The sequence below is a fragment of the Hymenobacter qilianensis genome, from assembly GCF_014638675.1.
Classification (GTDB): Bacteria; Bacteroidota; Bacteroidia; order Cytophagales; family Hymenobacteraceae; genus Hymenobacter; species Hymenobacter qilianensis.
Genome location: NZ_BMFN01000002.1, coordinates 1,256,170 through 1,274,737, shown reverse-complemented (window position 1 = coordinate 1,274,737; position 18,568 = coordinate 1,256,170). Strand labels below are relative to the sequence as shown.

The 18,568-nt window shown below is 56.4% G+C and carries 12 protein-coding genes; 4 read left to right on the top strand and 8 right to left on the bottom strand.

All coding sequences use genetic code 11. From position 1 onward, the window contains the following. Nucleotides 1-15: 15 nt before the first annotated feature. The 6 genes from IEW06_RS13090 to IEW06_RS13065 form a co-directional block, all read right to left on the bottom strand. Nucleotides 16-3,021, bottom strand: a complete 3,006-nt coding sequence (locus tag IEW06_RS13090) for a reprolysin-like metallopeptidase (protein ID WP_188548390.1) — start codon at nucleotides 3,019-3,021, stop codon at nucleotides 16-18. 457 nt (nucleotides 3,022-3,478) lie between these two features. Continuing rightward, nucleotides 3,479-5,434: a DUF3857 domain-containing protein gene (locus IEW06_RS13085; RefSeq protein ID WP_187732917.1), complete on the bottom strand. Its 1,956-nt coding sequence runs from the start codon at nucleotides 5,432-5,434 to the stop codon at nucleotides 3,479-3,481. Beyond that, nucleotides 5,431-7,500, bottom strand: a complete 2,070-nt coding sequence (locus tag IEW06_RS13080) for a DUF3858 domain-containing protein (RefSeq protein ID WP_187732916.1) — start codon at nucleotides 7,498-7,500, stop codon at nucleotides 5,431-5,433. Before IEW06_RS13080 ends, IEW06_RS13085 begins: the two co-directional genes overlap by 4 nt. A gap of 173 nt (nucleotides 7,501-7,673) precedes the next feature. Then, nucleotides 7,674-9,671, bottom strand: a complete 1,998-nt coding sequence (locus tag IEW06_RS13075) for a DUF3858 domain-containing protein (RefSeq protein ID WP_188548389.1) — start codon at nucleotides 9,669-9,671, stop codon at nucleotides 7,674-7,676. Between the two features lie 201 nt (nucleotides 9,672-9,872). Next, nucleotides 9,873-11,063 (bottom strand): MFS transporter, encoded by a 1,191-nt coding sequence (locus IEW06_RS13070; protein ID WP_187310635.1) that lies wholly within the window; start codon nucleotides 11,061-11,063, stop codon nucleotides 9,873-9,875. A 120-nt stretch (nucleotides 11,064-11,183) separates the two neighbouring features. Further along, a complete protein-coding gene (locus IEW06_RS13065) occupies nucleotides 11,184-11,627 on the bottom strand; it encodes a cupin domain-containing protein (RefSeq protein ID WP_187732914.1) in 444 nt (147 codons plus the stop codon). A gap of 203 nt (nucleotides 11,628-11,830) precedes the next feature. Between IEW06_RS13065 and IEW06_RS13060 the strand changes: the two genes are divergently transcribed. Then, on the top strand, nucleotides 11,831-13,711 hold the full coding sequence (locus tag IEW06_RS13060; RefSeq protein ID WP_187732913.1) for an ABC transporter ATP-binding protein: 1,881 nt from the start codon (nucleotides 11,831-11,833) through the stop codon (nucleotides 13,709-13,711). A gap of 162 nt (nucleotides 13,712-13,873) precedes the next feature. Then, nucleotides 13,874-14,464 (top strand): DUF4136 domain-containing protein, encoded by a 591-nt coding sequence (locus IEW06_RS13055; protein WP_187732912.1) that lies wholly within the window; start codon nucleotides 13,874-13,876, stop codon nucleotides 14,462-14,464. Nucleotides 14,465-14,494: 30 nt separating this feature from the next. Here the strand turns inward: IEW06_RS13055 and IEW06_RS13050 are convergent, their stop codons facing one another. Both IEW06_RS13050 and IEW06_RS13045 read right to left on the bottom strand, forming a co-directional pair. Then, on the bottom strand, nucleotides 14,495-14,908 hold the full coding sequence (locus IEW06_RS13050) for a DUF983 domain-containing protein (protein WP_229743121.1): 414 nt from the start codon (nucleotides 14,906-14,908) through the stop codon (nucleotides 14,495-14,497). A gap of 148 nt (nucleotides 14,909-15,056) precedes the next feature. Then, complete coding sequence (locus IEW06_RS13045) at nucleotides 15,057-15,971, bottom strand: hypothetical protein (RefSeq protein WP_187732911.1); 915 nt, start codon at nucleotides 15,969-15,971, stop codon at nucleotides 15,057-15,059. 165 nt (nucleotides 15,972-16,136) lie between these two features. Here IEW06_RS13045 and IEW06_RS13040 point away from each other — a divergent pair, with 165 nt between their 5' ends. Together IEW06_RS13040 and IEW06_RS13035 are read left to right on the top strand one after the other, a co-directional pair. After that, a complete protein-coding gene (locus IEW06_RS13040; RefSeq protein WP_444542857.1) occupies nucleotides 16,137-17,873 on the top strand; it encodes an LIC_10190 family membrane protein in 1,737 nt (578 codons plus the stop codon). 171 nt (nucleotides 17,874-18,044) lie between these two features. Next, nucleotides 18,045-18,539 (top strand): redoxin domain-containing protein, encoded by a 495-nt coding sequence (locus IEW06_RS13035; RefSeq protein ID WP_188548387.1) that lies wholly within the window; start codon nucleotides 18,045-18,047, stop codon nucleotides 18,537-18,539. Nucleotides 18,540-18,568: the final 29 nt, after the last annotated feature.

The following is an 18,568-nucleotide window of genomic DNA, read 5'->3' as shown; positions in this document are numbered from 1 at the left end:
ATCTGCCTCAATACGCTATTTCCTCACCAACCTTCTCATGCTGGTACCTTGGGCACTGGTAAGGCGTAGGTGGTAAATGCCCCGGCTAACAGTGCTCAAATCGAGACGGTAGGAGAGCTGGTCAGCCATTTTGAGGAGCGTCTCGGAGCGAATGGTGCGGCCAATGGCATCCGTGACAAGCATCATGACCGGGCCTCTCTGATCATTGTTCAGATTTACCTCAAAAACGCCCTCGCTGGGATTCGGAAATACTTCAAGATTAGCAAAAGCGGTGCTGACTACTGTGCTGCTTAGCACGGTAGGAATGGTGCAAAGCTCTAGCGTCCAGCCTGTCAGAGTTGCCTGGCCGGTGCTTTGATTGCGAATGGCGAGAGTCCAGTCGCCGGCGGCCGGGTCGTTTATCAGGTTTGCCAACGGCGACACTGGCCGGACTGTTGAGCCTGACGCTGGGGGGCAAATCAGCGCGGCAGCTTGGTCGTCGAAGCTGATATTCAGGTTGGAAGTACCAGCGCAGGCCCGCGCCAATAACGTCGCCTCCCGACCACTTGGGCTGGTTAAAGTGAGTATCAAACCGTCTGCATTAGGAGCGGTAACAGCCACGTTGCGAACCCGAACATTACTTACCCGCTCCGTGCTGGCCACCGTAATAACGGCCGTCGCTTCCGCATTTGGGCCAGCCGCAATAGAAACCGGTATTCGGGTAGCCACAATGCTTTGGCACACGCTAGGGCTGGTCTGAAACAGAATCGGTGTGGAATAAGGGCCCGCGCCACAGACGCTGCGGCCCCGCACCCGCCAAAAATACCGGGCCCCGGCCGCTAGCTCCTGCGTTGGCGTGAAAGCAAGCTCAGACAGGCTGGTTTGAGAAGCTACGATATTCAGGAAGCTAACATCAGTGGCGACTTGCACCTCGTAGGCTATAGCACCAGGCAAACTATTCCACCCAAAGCGAGGCCGCTGGCTGGTTTGAAGCGTAGCATCCGGACTTGTAGGCTGGGGCGCCTGGGTTACGACCTGCTCTATCACCAGACTCACCCGCTGCTCCTGAACCAGACTGCCGCTTGTGCCTTTTAGCAACAGCGAATAAGTACCTGGCAGTGCCGCTGTGCCCACTGCTATTCTCACCGCCGCAGTGCCACCGACCGCCACTGGGCTAGGCGCAAAATCGACTGTAACACCTGCTGGCACATCAGCAGCGCTTAGCGCAACGTCACCCGCAAATCCGCCTGTCTGACCCACATTGAGGCTCAGCGTGGTGGAGGTGCCTGGGCAGAGCGCCAAAAAGCCCCCCGGTAAGCAAGCAGGCGTTAAATAAAAGGTTGGTGCGCTAAGGGCTTGAATGGAGAAATTCTGTGGAGAAATCGCAAAAAATATGTTTTCCGTGGCCTGTATTTTAATGCGGGCCGTGGTGGTATTCAGGCCGGCCGGAATCCTTACAATCTGGCACCCATCGTTAGGAGTGGCGGCGGCAAGAGTAGTGGGAAATGTAAGGCCGCCGTCTGTGGAAAGCAGAATATCTACCTGGGTAGCATTGATAGGAGCCTGATCGGTAGCGGCCACAGCCCAGCTGACTTGCTGGTCGTTGCCAGGTTGCCAACCAGTGCCCTCGGGGGCGACCGTGAATGGACCAGCGGTGCTTACCACAGCTACGCTGGTCGTATCGTAATCGGTGCCCCCGGCCGGCCGGCGCTGGTCGCGGGCCACCAGGCGAAAGTGCAGACGTCGGGCGTAGGCAGGCAGCAACTCGCCGGGCGGAAGTGCGTTACCCGAAAGCAAACCAGCGAGGTCCGGGAAAGTGCGGCTGGCAGAGGCACTGGGAGGCAAAAAGCGGAACAACGGCGCATCGCCGACCGGAGCAGCTGGGTTGCCGGCGGGGCCGAGGTCGTTCTGCTCCCAGGTATAGGACACCGCGTCACCGTCGGGGTCAGAGCTTTTGCCAGAAAGAGTAAAAGGTGTGCGGGCTGGAATGCGAAAATTGCCCCCCGCATCTACTACCGGTGGCTGATTGCCGCTGCCCGTTGCTTGGGCGCAGGTACCGAACGCCGTAACATAATCGAGAATCTGATCACGGCTGCGGGAGTGAAAATAAGGAAAGCTGCTCGGCTGGATATTCTGGGGCGCGCAAAGGCCCGCATAACTCATAATTGAGCCCCCGCTGCCCGGCTCATACGCCCAGCTGGCCGCGCGGCTGCTGGTGCAAAACCCGGTCGTGCCGTTGAAAGTGTGGTCAGCCCCAAACTGGTGGCCTAGCTCATGCGCCACAAAGTCTACAGCAAAAGCATCGCCGCTGGGGTCGGCCTGACCCGTGGTGCCGCCCGCTTTAAAGGAGGCATCGCATACCGTCCCTACGTAAGCCAAACCGCCAACTCGCGTACCAAATACATGCCCCAGGTCGTAGTTAGCTGAGCCAATCAACGCATCCGTAGTGCGCTGGTTCTCGGTGAGCAAATCCGATGCGTTGGTGTTCGTATAAGGGTCGGTGGCCGGATCGAGGAAAATCAGGGCATCGTTGGTCGGCACCAGTTGCAGCTGAATGGCCAGCTCCTGCTCATAAATTCCGTTCACCCGGTTTATAGTCGTTACAATGCCGGCCAGAGCATCAGCCTTCGTTCCGCCCTTGGTAATCGCATATTCGCCCGTACAAGCCACGGCCAGGCGGTAGGTTCGAAGCTGTGCGCCATTGGCCCGAAGCTGATTTGTGGGGGGCAATTTTCGCTTCACATCGGTGGTAAGACAGGCCTCCCCGCCACGGCGCATAGCCGACCGATAAAACACCCGATGGTTTACGGTGTCACCCGGCGCAGCAGGGTCAATGTAAACAGTAGTCGCACCCATCAGTATCTGTGCGTGAAATCCAGCCGGAGTAAGGTCGAGTTGGGCCGTAGTCTTCGGGTCGTCCAGGCTTTGGGCGGAGTACGTTTTGATGCGCGGATAAAGAGCGGCCAGCCGAGGGGGCAGCACAGCAGTTTCTGTTACTTGAAAGCGCTGGCTGGAGCCATCTGGTAGAGGAAGTGAAAGCACTATGCCTTGACTGGCCTTCGCGCCTTTACGAGGAACCGAAGCAGCTTGCAGCGCCGCGCGCATGGCCAACGTTTGGAAGCGAACGGCTCGAAATTGCGTTAGCCCGGAAACCGAAACCCGAGTAGCGCCAGAGGTTGGTGCAGCATCTACCCATGTAGTTTTAGGCGCCTGCGCAACTGCCGCAACCGTACATAACAGCAAAAATAAAAGCAGCCAGCGCCCCGCAGGGCGGCCAGCCCAGGGAAATGTTGAGGGCATATCGTATCCGGAAGCAATTATCGGCAAACAAGTTACGCTGTCATTTACGAAAGATATTCCATGAGTAGCGGGCGTACTTTAAGTGCCGCTTTACGGAACGCGAATCATAGGCTTCTGGCCATAGTATCTAGCGCATAATTTGCCCCCCAGGCATAAAAAAAGCCGGCTTGAGGCCGGCTTTTCTCTAATACAAAGTCTTTTACGCGTCATTCTTCAACAACACCAGCTGCGCCTTATCAGCGGCGTTGATTTTGCGACGAAACTCGACGTAGGCCGGATAGTCGGTGTGGGGAAAGCGAGTGCGCGGCATGTGCAAACGCCGCACGTATTGCAGGGTGCCGTCGGGTAAGGTTTGAATTTGGCTGGAATATGTTCCGAAGGCGGTTGTAAGCTGCACCGGAGTTGGCAAAGTTTCTGCCTGGAAGCCGGCTGGCACGTGAATGCGCACTGTATCGGCGTGCGAAAAGGCGTGATCGAGCCAGATATCGGCACGGCGCTCACCCACGGGCGCTGCCAGGGCCGGTAGGCGGCTGAGTAGGTTGGGCGTCAGAAAGGCACGCTTACCGCTCGGGGGGGCAAAATTGGGTAAAGTAAGACCGAGCGTTTCTACTACAGCCGGCAATGCTGTGCGTCGGTCAGTGACGAGGTTAAACTTCGTGATGCTGAAGTTGGGCAAAGGCAACGACTCAGCAACTCGCTTTTTCTGATCGGCAGGGGAGAAGCCGTGAAGCAGCTGGCTCTGGGCATCTTGTTCCTGCCCCGTGCGCACCGTCCGAACGCTGACCGTGGCCGTACCTTGGGCATCCAGGTAGAGGTCAGCACGCCGCTCGCGTCGGTTTTCAATGGCGCCATAACGAGGCGTGCGCACAATTTTGCCCCCCGTGGGCGTCAGCAGCAATGCATGACGGTTGCCGGTAAAGCTGCCCATATATCCGAATGCTTCGTTCTGGCTCGTGCATTCCAGCCACACTGTATCTGCCTTAGCCGCTTTGAGCGGTACGCACAGCACAACGTGGTTGAACTGATTGCTCGGAAACTCCGTCCGAATATCCGCTTCATCGGCGCGGACTAGGGCGCAGTAGGCCGTTATGTCGGCGGCCTTGAGCAGAGCCATACAATAGTTCGTCAGGGCCTTGCAGTCGCCGTAGCCGGTTGCACTCACGGCGCTGGCCGGAAACGTCTGCCAACCCCCTAATCCTAGTTGAATAGAAATATAGCGCGTATTGGCCTGCAAATACTCATACACCTTCCGGATACGCGCCCGCTCGTCGGGGATATCCTTCACCAGCGCCGCGATGCGCGCTTTAACATCGGCGGGCAGCATATCGCGGCCCGCGTTCAGATCGTAATTCCACTGGCCCAGCGTCTGCCAGGAAGTGAGTGCGCCCCGATGACCCTGCACCTCAAAGGCGGTGGGGGCCGTCAGGACGGCGGGCATCAGTTCTTCGAGGGGCGGACCAGCTGGCTCCTGTTCCAGCGCCACCAAATTGGCTATTTGCCACTGGTATACATCCAGCGCACCCTGCTTGCTGCGGGCAACAGCCGAGTTGCCGGGCAAGTGGCGCTCCTGATAGCGTAAGGGCAAATCAGCCGGCGTTATTACCCGAAATGAAGCGTGCTCCACCGCTACGTGCTCACCGGCCTGCGGGTGCCAGGAAGAATAAAACAGCGGATTGTCCGAAGTAACTTCGTATTCAAACTCAACCGTGTACGGATAACTGGCTTGGCGCAAATCCGCTAGTCGGCCACGAGTATCAGTAGCCAAGCTAAAGCCATCGGCGAGGCTGTAATCTTTTACATCCGAAGCTTTCAGTTGCCGAATGAGGCGGCCGTTTGCATCATACACCGCGCCCCGCAGGTAATTCACCGTGTTTAGCTGATCATATGATACCAGCTCGCCAGCCCAATGCTTACCGTTGTCGTCGAGGATGGTAGCCGCCCGGCGCACCGTCTGCACCGTGCGCCCTACCGACTTTACCAGCAGGGTTTCCTCATACTCGCGTACCACGGCGTGAGCATTTTCGAGCAAGTTGGGGGGCAAATCTGACAGCGCATATTTCGGGGGCTGCCCTCCGGCCATAGCCGAAGAGGCAACCAAACCGCTCAACGCAAAACCGAGGCCTGCCCGGCGCAGGATGTGTAGAAAGTAGCTCATGATTTCTTCTTCAACACAATCTGCTCGGCGTGCTTGGCTAGCATGCGGCTATAAAATTCGCGCAGATAAGAGTATTCCTCTGCCGAGTACACAGCCCGCCGCAGCGTCATGCGGCTCATAATCTGGATAGTGCCCGGAGAGGCAGCCACCTGATAGGTGAATACGCCGCCATCTTCGGGGAGCTTTACAGCCGCTGGCTTGGGCATTTCCTCTGGCTCATAGCCGGCTGGTAGGCTGATGTTTAGCTGTACTGTTTCGTCAAAAGGAGCCGCGAAATCGACCGGGAAGCGACGCTCTTCGTGCACGAAAGGATTGCGCTTCGCACTGAAATGCCGAAGCAGGTTCAGATAAAGGGTAGGAGCAGGGGCATCAGCGCCGGGGGCGGCAAACTCGTAATCAAGTATTAGAGGCTTGTGCAAAGTCTCGCGCTCTTTAAAGGCATAAGTAGGAATGCTCCAGCCTTCGTGCGTTTTGGCCATGTCTTCAATAAACTTCTTCTCGCCCTTTTTTACCAGGTTTTCGCGTTGGTCCAAAGCCGCATAGCCACCATTTTCCTGGTGTACTTTGCCCTTCATGCCTCCACGGTCATCCATCGTGAGATGCACCTGATGATAGTTTACGTAGCGTTGCGTGGGCGTCAGACTGACCCAGCGCGACTTGCCAGCGCCGGGCATCAGTAGGCGACCTGTACCGCTTAGGCAGCGCGTCGGGAGCATTCCAAAAGGGAGTAAGGCATCCGTCGCGTCGGCCAGCAGCTCCTGGTTGCCGGGCAAGGCTACATGGGCTACCACGTAGTTGAAGCTCGACATCAAAGGCAGCGTTTCCGTCAGGCGGCCGTGGCTACGGGTGCTGAGCACAACGGGGTTTGCCTCCAGGCCAGCATCGCGCAAAGCCGCAATGAGCAGCAGATTCACGTCGGCCGAATTGCCTGTGTGCTGGTCGTAGGTGTGCTTGAGTGAGCCAGTGCTGAGCACCCAGTCGGTGCCGTTGTGCTTCACGGCTTTGCGCACCATTGCGTGTACCGCCGCCGCACGGGCCGCCGGGTCGGGGTGCTGGGCCGTGATGGCCGCCAACTCCGCTTTCAGAAACCCGCCGCGCTTGAGTTGAGACCCCAGGCTTTCGTGATTAAGCAGTTCATCGTCAATTTTTTGCCAGGAACCGGCCACACTTTCGTAGGCTTGCCCTGGCCATTGTACCCCAGCCAACTCAAAATTTACGCGGGCAACGTAGTCCTTGGAAGTGGTCATAAAAGGCTCATCGCGAAAGCCGGGAACCTGCTTCATTGCCCAACGGTAATTGGTAACCCGAGGCGTAACAGTGGTGGAGCTAGGGCCAGTACGTCCGCTACCTGCCCGCATACCACTTCCTCCGTCATTATTGAAAGAGCCACCCTGACTAAAGGTGAACTGCGTTATGCCCTCGTTGCGCTCCTGCACAGCCAAAGGCTCATAGCCCTGAAATAGCTGCTTATAATCGAAATATTCCGGAATAGCAGCCCGGTACTCGCTCCAGCGTACGGGGATGTAATACTGAAACTGCCAGTCCTGGAAGTTGAACAGAAAATCGGAGTTGACGGTGTAGGTGTACTCGATTACAGAGCCCTCCCGCACGTTGGGCAGCGTAAACTTGCGAATGAAGTTATTGGTAGTCTGCTGCTCCATGAACGTAGCGTCGGAGGCCATTTTCTCCTTCACCACTTGCCCGTTCACCATGTTATAAGTGAAGCCGCGCAACGCCGAAATCTTTTCCTCGTTGGCTCCCTTTTTATACAAAGGCACCTTCACCGTGGCCCAGTCGTACCCCGATTTTTTTAGGATTTTGATACGGGTTACGCGCTCAAATATTAGCTTAAAGTCGCCGCTGCCGGTTTCGAAGCGCGTGCGGCCGAAGTCGCAGAGCACGACGGCCTCAGCAGCACTATCGGCCACAAAATTTTTGGCGTCAAAGTCAGCCAAGTCTGGTTTACCAAACTTGATCGGATCGGCTTGGCCAAGAGCGGGAAGTTGGGATGCGCCCGTCAGTAGCAATAAAGTTAGAGCGCTACGATGGAGTAATGTTTTCGGCATAAAGTATTGCTATTGAGTTAGATTAAGATTATTCAGGAGAAAATGCTTCGGGAGAATACTGGGCAAAGTCAAATTTTACAACTAGAGAATTGAATGCTTTTTCTTGACTCGGGTCATCAAAAAATGCAATAAGCTCAACCGTTGATTAAGGGCTGTATAATATAAATGCTTAGTTACTTATGCTTTACCACAATTGCCTCAGCATGCTTAGCTACCACCCGACTATACAGCTCGCGCAGGGAGGCGTATTCCTGGGCTGAATACTCGGCTTTGCGCAACTGAAGGCGGCTGATGATGTGCAGGGTATTCTGCTGCGGCGTGATATTGAATTGAAAACGCCCCCCGTCGTTGGGCAGAGTCAGCAGTAGGTTGGCGGGCAATTCCTGCACTTCATAGCTGTCCGGTAAAGTCAGTACTATCGTTTGGCTATGCTCGTGGGGCATTCCAAAATCAACCGGAAACTGCCGGTCTTCCAGACGGAACGGGTTCTGAGCTTCGCCCAGGTGGCGCAACGGCTGTACGTACAGCGTAGTAGCTGCTGCCTCTCCGCCCGGAATTTTTACGCCAACCTCTACGCTAAACGGTTGCTGCGAGGCGGCAACGTTATTAAATATTGGGCCTGTAAGCGTCCACTCGGGCCAGCGCTGCTGCAGATTCTTGATAAACTGTTGTTCGGTGCTGCCGGCCAGCTGCTCGCGGGCCTCTAGGCCGGCATAGCCTGTGTGCTCCAGCTTAATTTTGCCCCCCAGCGCGCCCTGTTCATCCAGCGCCAACTGCGCCGTGGTATAGCGCATATATCGCTGGGCTGGCACCAATGACACCCAGCGTCCGCCCGTTTTATCTATAAGCCGACCTTGTCCATTAAGGCAGCGCTCGGGCAAGAGGCCAGCGGTAGTCAGAGGATCGGTAGCATCCACTAGCACCTCCTGCTTATTGGGCATGGTAACGAGGGCCGCCACATAGTTGAACTGACTGAGTACGGGCAAATCAGTCTGAATGCGGCCGTGACTGCGGGTGCTGATCAGCAGCGGCTCTGCTGTGAACCCAGCCGCGCGCAGCGTGTTGATGAGCAGCAGATTTAGCTCAGCCGCATTCCCGGCGCCTTGCTCGCATATGCGCTTCAGGGGTGCGGTAGTGTACAAACGGTTTTGTCCGTTGTAACGCACCGTCCGCTGCACCAGCGCCACAGCCGCATTCAAGCGCTCCGTGGGATCGGGATATTGCGCGACTAGGGCTGTTGCAGGGTTCGTGAGCGGCGTATTCTTGCTCAGCCCTAAGCCAAATTGCTCGTCATTCAGCAGCTCAGAGGCTATCTTCTCCCAAGTGCTGGTTATCTGCTGGTATTTCTGCTCAGGGTATTGAATACCATCCAATTCAAAATCCAGGCTGCTGATGTAGTCCCGCGCTGTTGTCATGTAGGGCTCGTCGCGGAAAGCCGCTACGTCCTTCATTACCCAACGTGAGCTCAGCGCCTGCGCGCTGATCTGCATGGTATTGGTGGCGCTATTTGCCACCTGGTAGCCATAAGAGTCTTTCTTGGCCATGCGAATGCTGGTGGCGTAGGCCACAGCCTGGCTTTCCTTTACTGCAAATGGCAAATAGCTGTGAACAGTAGATTTGTAGATGAAAAACTGTGGTACTAAAGTTCGGTACTCACTCCAGCGCACCGGAATCGTGTACTGAAACTGCCAGTCCTGGAGGTTGAACAGGAAGTCCGATTTGATGGTATACGTGTATTCTATAATCGACCCTTCGCGCACATTGGGCAAGGTGAAAGAACGGCGAAGATGGTTCGCGTCTATCTTTTCTTCGAATATGGCATCCTTGTTCAGCTTTTCCTTCACTACCTGGCCATTCACCAGGTTGTAGGTAAAGCCTTTCAGACCATTGAGTTCTTCCTTGCGCCCGTCTTTGTGGTACAGCGGCACTTGCACCGTAGCCCAGGCGTAGCCAGCTTTGCGATGAATCCGCAAGCGGGTAGTGCGCTCGAATACCAGCTCAAACCCTTCATCACCACCCTTGATCTTCGACTGGCCGAAGTCGCAGAGAATTTCGGCGGCAGCCGTGGTATCGGCTTTAGCCTGGGGGGCAAAATCAGCGGACTTTACATCGCCAAACTGGATGGGAGCTTGCTGGGCCCGGCAAAAATGCCCCCCAGCAAGAAGTAACATAGCCAGAGCTAAGGAGCGGCCTATCGGCGAAGGCATAAGGAAACGATAAAGGAGATAAGAATAGTCTAAGCTCCTTCATGCATAGCTCCTTAAAATAAGCCAAAATCACCGTGTAGGAAAGAGGCCGGTAATCCGGCAACCAAAAGTGCAAGATTGGCGCATCTCTTCCAAGTTTTTCTGCTATATAGATTTGTACCTACATTAAGCAGTGGCGCGCACGCGCTCCTCCGCCCGCACACCCCATAGCAAATAAGCCAAGGCGGCAAGCGTAGCAATGGCTCCAAGCGCGTGTACGTAAGGCAAATGGCTGGCAATATTGCCGTACAGCCAGCCAGAAAGAAGCGCGCCCAACCCAATGCCGGCCTCCAGCGCGATGTACATGGTAGCCACAGCCCGCCCGCGCCGCTGCTCGTGGCTCAGGTCGATGGTCCAGGCATAGAGCGTGGGGGAATTAAGACCGGCTGCCAATCCAAAGATCACGGCGGCGGCCAAGAATATGGGTACTGAGTTGGCCACAATCAGCAGGATCATGGAGAAAGCCAGCAGCGCCGCCGACGCCCGCAGAATCGGTACGCGGCCGTAAGTGTCGGAGGCGCGGCCCGCTACCAGACGAACCAGCAAGGAGGCGGTAGTGAAAAAAGTAAAAAACAGCCCTTTGTTAGCAATACCCAGCAGCTGACTTTGGTCGGGAATAACGGTGAGCACAATGCCGAAAGGAAACAGGCACAGCAGCGTAACAATGGCGGGCGCCCGCACCTGAGGCTCCAGTACCTCATTCCACTCCAGACGCAGCAGACGCCAGCTAAACCGCTCGCGCTGGGCTTGGGGTAAGGTTTCGGTCATGGTGCCCTGCACCGCCAACGATAGCAGCGCCGCCCCCGACGAGCAATAGAACATGGTTTCGAGCGAAAACTGGTTGGTAATCAGGCTGCCAACCACTGGCCCCGCCGCCATGCCCAAACTGCCCGCCACGCCCAGAAGGCCCATCGCCTCGCCCCGCCGCTGCAGCGGAATGATATCCGCAATAAACGCGGCTGTGCCCGTGGGCTTGAAGCCTGTGCTGAACCCGTGCAGCAAACGCAGTAGCAGAAACCCCGCAACCGTGGTGACCCAGGGATAAAAGAACCCGCACAGAAAGCACACCAGCGACCCAAACACCATCACCGGAATGCGCCCCACGGTGTCGGCCAGCTTGCCGCTGAACGGCCGCGAAATGCCCGCCGTAAGCGTGAAAAGCGCGATAATAAAGCCTTTGTAGTCGGCCCCGCCCAGCCGCGTGAGATAATCGGGTAGCTCCGGCAGGAGCATATTGAAGCTGATAAAAAACAGGAATGAACTCAGGCACATCAGCCAAAAGCCAGCCGAGTAAATACTGTTCTTGAAGAAGCGCATAGGGGCAAAGGTACGCCTGCTAACGCCAGTTGGTTTAAGTTTTTGCCCCCACGGGCAAGCAGAGCTGCAAAGCTCTACAATATCGCTTTTACTTACTTAGACAGCTTCAGTAGCCGAGCTTTAAGGTAGAATCGTCACGCCATGCTTCGCGCAGATTGCCGTCACGGCGGCAAAATCTGGCGGGCCGGCCGGAAGTTGATTCAATTCCTCAAACATGCGCTCTATTCCAGCCGGGAAGATGGATAAATGAACCTTGGCTTTTGTATCGCCAACTACCGTGAAGCGGTGCGCCACACCGCGCGGCACGTACGTCAGCTCGCCGGCCTTCAGGGTTTGAACCGTATCCTCTATCTGAAACTCAACCGTGCCTTCCAGCACGTGAAACACCTCGTCTTCATTGGCATGTACGTGCTTCGGAACGCCTATCCCGGGGTCGTTCCATTGTTCAATCAGCGTAAACTGATTATTGGTATCCTTCCCGCTTAGCTTAATACACTGATGATCACCTAGTACAGTGAGCCGAGTTCCCTCTTCCTGCTTCAAAATTTTAGCTTCTGCCTTCATATTTATCAAGTTGTTATCGTGTTAAGGAAGATATTAAATCTATCAGATATATACCATGGCTGAGCTCGTTCTCCCCAGCGGCCGCCTGCTTTTCTCAGCGTTGCTTAAAGTCCAGGAAGTTGCTGCTGCCTATGCCTTGAAAGTATGTATGCCAAAAAGGCTGTCTCTATAGTTCGGCGCGAAGTGTGTCGGTGCCATTTCCTATGCCTTGGTTCTCTGATCTTTTCGATAAAATTTCCGCTAAACGCCCCCGCCCCGATGGTAAGCCAGCCCTCACAGTGCGCGAGCGGTTTTCGGCGCTAAAAAACATTCCGGCTTTCCTGAAGCTCATTTGGGAAACCAGCCCCAGCCTCACGCTTGGTAACATTGGTCTGCGCTTGTTGCGGGCGGCTTTGCCGGTGGCCATGCTGTATGTGGGCCAGCTTATTCTGGACTCCGTGGTGAGTTTGGCGCGGTCGGGGGGCAATTCTGACGCTTCCTTAGGGCCGCTGCTGAGCTTGGTGGCGCTGGAGTTCGTATTGGCCATTTTGTCGGATACGCTCGGGCGCGGCGTGGCCTTACTAGATAGTCTGCTGGGCGATTTGTTCGCCAACCGCTCCTCCGTGCGCCTGATGGAACACGCCGCCGAGCTCGATCTGGACCAGTTCGAAGACAGCACATTTTACGATAAACTCGAACGCGCGCGCCGCCAAACGCTTTCGCGCACCGTGCTGATGGCCCAGGTGCTCAGCCAGGCCCAGGACGCTATTACGATGGCGTTTTTGGCCATCGGGCTGGTGGCCTTCAATCCGTGGCTGCTGCTGTTGCTGCTGGTGGCCGTAATTCCGGCTTTTCTGGGCGAGTCGCACTTCAATGAGCGCAGCTACTCGCTGGTGCACGGCTGGACGCCGGAGCGCCGCGAACTGGACTACCTGCGCCAAACCGGCGCCAGCGACGACACGGCCAAAGAAGTTAAGATTTTCGGCTTGTCGGGCTTCCTGATTGATCGGTTCAAGTTACTGTCGGATCAATTTTATCAGCAGAATAAAGCGCTGGTGCTACGGCGGGCGGGCTGGGGGGCTTTTTTCGCGGCAGTGGGCGCAGCCGGTTACTACGCAGCCTATGTGTATATCATTTCGCAAGCCGTCAGGGGGCAAATTTCCATTGGTCAACTTACATTTTTGGCGGGTTCGTTTGCCCGGATGCGCGGCTTGCTGGAAGGTATTCTGAGCCGCTTTAGCAGCGTGGCCGAAGGTGCGCTGTATCTGCAGGACTTCTTTGATTTCTTCCGCATTCAGCCGCGCATTATTCGCGACGAAGCGCACGTTGTGCGGCCATTCCCTCGGCCAATTCAGGTGGGTTTTCAGTTTGAAAATGTGGGCTTCAAATACCGTAATGCCGGCAAATGGGCCATTCGCAATCTGAGCTTTACCCTGCAAGCCGGCGAAAAGCTGGCGCTGGTGGGCGAAAACGGGGCCGGCAAAACGACCTTGGTCAAGCTGCTGGCCCGCCTCTACGACCCTACGGAAGGACGCATTCTGCTCGACGGCCACGATTTGCGCGAGTACGATCCGGCCGAGCTGCGCCAGGAAATCGGCGTCATCTTTCAGGATTTTGTGCGCTTCCAGCTGTCGGCGGGTCAGAACCTGGCGGTGGGCCGCATTGAGGAGAAAGGAAATCAGGACCGGATTCAGGCCGCGGCTGCCCAAAGTCTGGCCGATACGGTGGTACAAAAGCTGCCCGGCGGCTACGACCAGATTATCGGTCGCCGGTTTGCTGGCGGCGTAGACCTAAGCGGGGGCGAATGGCAGAAAATTGCGTTGGGCCGGGCCTACATGCGCGATGCCCAGCTCCTGATTCTGGATGAGCCCACCGCCGCCCTCGATGCCCGTGCCGAGCACGAGGTGTTCCAGCGTTTCGCTGATTTGACCAAGGGCAAAACCGCAGTGCTTATTTCGCACCGCTTCAGCACCGTGCGTATGGCCGACCGCATCCTGGTTATTGAGAATGGCGAGTTCGTCGAAATTGGTTCGCACCCGGAGCTGCTGGCCCGTGGGGGGCGTTATGCCGAGCTGTTTGCCTTGCAGGCTGCGGGGTACAGATAAGGCCACAGTTTAGGCTCAAAGTCGGATAGAGCAACTGGAAAGCAAGCAACAGCCGCATCAGTGGCGATTATCAACTTTTTTGCTCCTTTTCAATTGATTATCAAACCGTAAACAAATTCCATTTCGTATCTTGGGTATAGGTATCACCAATAGCTAACACCCATGAAACTATCGTTTACGCTTCTCCTGAGCTTGATGGCTCTAGCCATGTCAGGCTGCTTTGCCTCACGTGAGGCCCGAGTTGAATCGGACTATAGCTATACTGGCAATTTTCGCCGCTATCGGACCTATGATTTCATTACCGGCCAAGGCTTAGCCGCCGATACCAGTCGCTTGGGCGAAGTGCTGCGCGAGGCTATTCGGACCCGTATGCGGGTGCAGGGCTACCGGCCCGCGCGCAGCCGCGCCGACCTGCTGGTAAATTTTCGTGTGTTTGAAGGCGACATGCGCTTCCGTGGCTATGCCCAGGAAGACCTCACGCGCTGGGTAACGACCGGCATTGTAGAGGACGACGAGACTCCGAAAGAGGAGCGGCAGGGCTACAAGCCAGTGAAGCTGCTGCTTACCGAAGGTACGTTGCTGGTTACGCTCATCGACAATAAAACCAACCGCGCCGTTTGGAACGGCTACGCTTCAGGCGTGACGGTACCCCCCGGCGCGCAAGGCGAACAGGTGTTAAAGCGCTCGGTGCGTTCCATTTTCGACCGCTACCAGATCTTCACCGAAGGTTATCTGGAGAATAACCGGCAATAACCAACTTCTAGAGAGTTATCTGGTCTGTCGTTATGCCTTGCGAGGCTGTTGTTCCGCGGGCTCGGCCCACCGTGGGTTATAGCGAACAAAGCCGAACAAATACAGCATCAGCGCTCGCGAATAGCGGAATACCAGCGGCATAGTCAGTACCGTGGCTACGGCTACGGTCAGCACGTACACCCACACCGCTGGGTCGCCAGCTAAGTAGTAGAGACCCACGCCGCTGAGCGCAAAAATCGCGACTGAGAAGCCGTAGCTTACAAACATTGCCCCCCAGTAAAAGCCAGGCTCCGGCTCGTAGGCTTGTCCGCAAACCGGACATGAATCCAGCATTTGGGAGAACTTGGTGACGCGATACGTGGGGTACTTAAACAATGGGCCCTGATGGCAGCGCGGACAGCGAAGGGCCAGCATTGCGAGGAAAGAAGAACGAATTGGCTTCATTGGTTAAGCTAAAAATTGCCCCCCAAGACTGGTTTGATTGCGGGTTGGGAACGGCAAGCCGTAAGCATACGGTGCTGGCTTACGTACGCTTACGGCTTAAGAGACAAAGAAGCTGCGTCTGGAAGCGTATTGCTGCTCCGCTAAGGAGTTAGCGGCGGCTGCCAGGTATGCGAAATTGCAGGCCGATAGAAGGCACAATAGTTACTCCCTTCAAGGTCGTGGAGCGATTATTCAGCAACTGATACGTGCCGTAGTTTTGGTAAAACACCGACACGGCCGGAATAATATAGGCGTAGCGGTAGCCGATTTTGGCATTGATAAAACCACCATAGGAGCCAAAATCCTGCTTCTGGCTTAAGCCAGCCAACAGATTATTGGTGCCGATCTGATATACCTTATTGGAATCGAAGCCATAGCGTACGAAAGTGTGCGTGTACACCACGCCAAACGATAACGCGCCAATTTCCTCTTCGGGGCCAAACGATTTGCTGAAAACCAGCGGCACAATCAGGTCGTTGCGGTTAGCCCGGAAGCTGAGCACATCCGCAATGTTGTCGAGGAAGGGGAGGTTAGGCAGCTTGGCGCGTTGCGTGGCAAACTGCAGTCCGATGCTGCCGTACATGGCACCCGCCTGGCCACCAGGGCTTTCTGGTGTACCCGTTGGTCCCATAAACTGATACATGGCGTCGAAAACGTGCGAGCCGAAAGCGTACTTGTAGCCGGCATCTACACGGTCGGTGACGCCGTAGCGCACGTACAGGTCGGCGGTGGGCTGCACTGGGTCGAGCACGTAAGCCAGCGCCGCCGCTTGTAGTCGGTCGACGGCGGCACTATACTGCACGGTGTCTTTGCGGGCGGCAGCCGAAGCAGCGTCCTTCAGTGTTGAGCCAGCCTGGTCGAGGGTTGAGGTGGCCACGTTGAAGGCCGTGTTGCCGCCCACCCGAAACTCGCCGCGGGGCGTAACCTTGCCCGAGCTGGTGAAGGTGCGCGGCGCGGTGCAAGCCGTAGCTAGCAGCGCCAGCAGGGGTAGATAACGAAGGAGGGGCAGGCGGTGAATAGTCATGGAAGGAGAAGTAAAGAGCGGGGCGAAGTTGGTGAAAAAGCCCCCCAGCGCCAAAATCAGGCCGGAAGCCTAACTAATCGAATCAGAGTACCATAATGATTCCGCATTCATCTGATTTGGGAGTACTTGCTGGTTTATCACCGCATCCTGGCATATTTGCCTCCCATGCTGACTCTATTGCTATCCTGGTTGATAATGGCTGCCGTAACGACGACGGTGGGCCGGGCTGTGTGGAGTTGGCTGCGGAGCAAGGGTTTGGCTGGCACTGAAGCGACATTGCCGCTAGAGTGGCTCAGTTTGCTGGGCTTGTGTGTGCTGGCGCCTATCGTGGGGGGCATTTCGCTGAGTTGGGCTATCAGTTCGAGTATTCAACTGGTAATTGCCGGCAGTGCTCTGGCGCTGATGCTAACGCAGCGAAAAGAAATTGCCGCCGATTTCCGACGAAGCTGGCAAGCGTTTAGGCACCCGCGCAACCGCTATTTACTGCTTGCCAGCCTTTCTATACTGGCCGTGCTCGGCATTCGGCTGCTCCATCAAAGCACGTTGGCTCCCGCCAATTTCGACTCAGGGCTGTATCATTTCCAGACCTTAAAGTGGCTGAATGAATACCCAACAGTGCCGGGCCTGGGCAATCTGCACGGGCGGCTGGCCTTCAATTCCAGCTGGTTTCCGCTGCTGTCCTTGTTTCGCTATGGCAGTCCGGCGGGGCCTATGTATGGGCTGGGGGGCTTTTTGTATGTGATGCTGCTGGTAGCATTGGTGCGGGCAGCGGTAGGAGCGGGGCGCGGCTCGCGCGCGGCCTGGGCGCTGCCGCTGCTGTTCTTTCTACTGCTCTGGAGCTTTCAGATCTGGCTGTCGTCGCCAACTCCCGACTACGTGCTGCCCCTGCTGTTGATTTTTGCTTTCCTGCGCTATGCCCGCAAGTGGGAGCTAGGCTACGGCCGACGCTTCGACGCTGATACTGTCCTTGTTGGGCTGGTCATTCTGCTGGCCGTTACGATAAAGCTTTCGGCGCTGCCGGCGTTGCTGCTGCCCTTGCACAGCCTGTGGGCCAGCCGACGCGCCATGGCCCGTCGCCACTGGCTACTGGTAGCGGGGCTCGTATTCTGTATGCTCACGCCCTGGCTGGTGCGCGGCATCCTCTTATCGGGCTACCTCATCTATCCCGTCGCCGCCCTCGACTGGATTAATGTAGACTGGAAAATTCCGCTGGCCTCGGTTCAAAAAGAGCAATACATGATTACCAACGTGGGGCAATGGACAACGCATTCTACCTGTTTGCCGCCCCACCAGACGTTGGGCCAGTGGGTGCCGCACTGGTGGCTTACGCAAAGCAACTTCATGCGGGGCGTTATGCTGCTGGCCGCCGGTTCGGTGGTGCCGGCAATAGTACGCTGGCGCAAATTTACTTGCCCCGAAATAGGCTGGGCAATTGGCTGGCTAACCGCCTGGCTGGGGGGCTTTTTTTGGTTCTGGGCCGCGCCTGACTACCGCTTTGGGGTTGGATTTCTGCTGATAGCGGGCTTATGGCCCTGGTTGAATCTTGCTCCGACGCGGCCGCGCAGCGGAGTCGTAGCATGGTTGCCGGTATTGCTCACATTGGCGTGGGGGCTTCATTCCCTGCGTGATCCATGGTACCAACTCCGTACGCAGCCGCAGACTTTCGCGCACCGCCTGCTGTGGCCCGCTCCGGCCCCGACTGTGCCTACGCTGCCCCTAAAGCCAGGCAAGAACTTCGTGGTCCGCGTGCCGCAGGTTGGTATTCAGTGCTGGAATGCTCCGCTGCCATGTGCCACCTGCCCGGAGATTGAGGTAGAAATGCGCGGGCCCACATTAACTCAGGGCTTTCGGCCGCCACCTGTCCCGTCTGGCCTCATGTGCTGTCTGGAAGCACCTGAGTAGTTACAGCAACATCTGGCGGTCAGAAATAAACTGCTGCCGGCGAACCTTCCGTTTGCCAACGGACTATTACTAGCAGTGAGTCCGATGGCTCAGTTTCCAAATACACACTTAAGCTAACGCCGGATGATTCGTATTACATGGAGGCTCATACAAATGCTTGCTTATGTGTGCTTGGTTTTAGCTACGCTGCCAGCATTTAGTCAGAGCCCAGACAGGCGCCCGAATCAGGTGGCCACGGTGTATATATTTCTGGCCGAAACCTGCCCAATCAGCCAACAGGCCACGCTGGCGCTGCGCAACCTTTACACCACCTACGCTTCCCGCGGCGTGCAGTTTGTTGGCTTGTTTCCCGATCAGCAAACAGCTGCAGCCGATATTGCCGCGTTTGGCCGAACGTTTAAAGTGCCTTTCCCACTGAAGCTGGACAGCAAAAAGCACCTTGCACGTCGTTTCCAGGCCAGTATTACCCCGGAGGTAGTAGTGGCAGCCGCCGATGGCCGTACCGTACTCTACCAAGGCCGCATAGATAATAGCTATGAGCGCCTTGGCCAGCGCCGCACCGTCGTTACCCAACATGAGTTGCGCGATGCACTAGCTGCTATTACCACCGGTAAGCCGGTGGCCAAGGCTCGCACCGAAGCCGTGGGGTGCTTTATTGCAGAATAAAGAAATGAAGGGTGGCGCTAACGCAGTGG

Coding starts and splice junctions, on each gene's coding strand:
- IEW06_RS13085 (WP_187732917.1), bottom strand. CDS start 5,434: ATGAGCTACTTTCTACACATCCTGCGCCGGGCAGGCCTCGGTTTTGCG.
- IEW06_RS13080 (WP_187732916.1), bottom strand. CDS start 7,500: ATGCCGAAAACATTACTCCATCGTAGCGCTCTAACTTTATTGCTACTG.
- IEW06_RS13075 (WP_188548389.1), bottom strand. CDS start 9,671: ATGTTACTTCTTGCTGGGGGGCATTTTTGCCGGGCCCAGCAAGCTCCC.
- IEW06_RS13070 (WP_187310635.1), bottom strand. CDS start 11,063: ATGCGCTTCTTCAAGAACAGTATTTACTCGGCTGGCTTTTGGCTGATG.
- IEW06_RS13065 (WP_187732914.1), bottom strand. CDS start 11,627: ATGAAGGCAGAAGCTAAAATTTTGAAGCAGGAAGAGGGAACTCGGCTC.
- IEW06_RS13060 (WP_187732913.1), top strand. CDS start 11,831: ATGCCTTGGTTCTCTGATCTTTTCGATAAAATTTCCGCTAAACGCCCC.
- IEW06_RS13055 (WP_187732912.1), top strand. CDS start 13,874: ATGAAACTATCGTTTACGCTTCTCCTGAGCTTGATGGCTCTAGCCATG.
- IEW06_RS13050 (WP_229743121.1), bottom strand. CDS start 14,908: ATGAAGCCAATTCGTTCTTCTTTCCTCGCAATGCTGGCCCTTCGCTGT.
- IEW06_RS13045 (WP_187732911.1), bottom strand. CDS start 15,971: ATGACTATTCACCGCCTGCCCCTCCTTCGTTATCTACCCCTGCTGGCG.
- IEW06_RS13040 (WP_444542857.1), top strand. CDS start 16,137: ATGCTGACTCTATTGCTATCCTGGTTGATAATGGCTGCCGTAACGACG.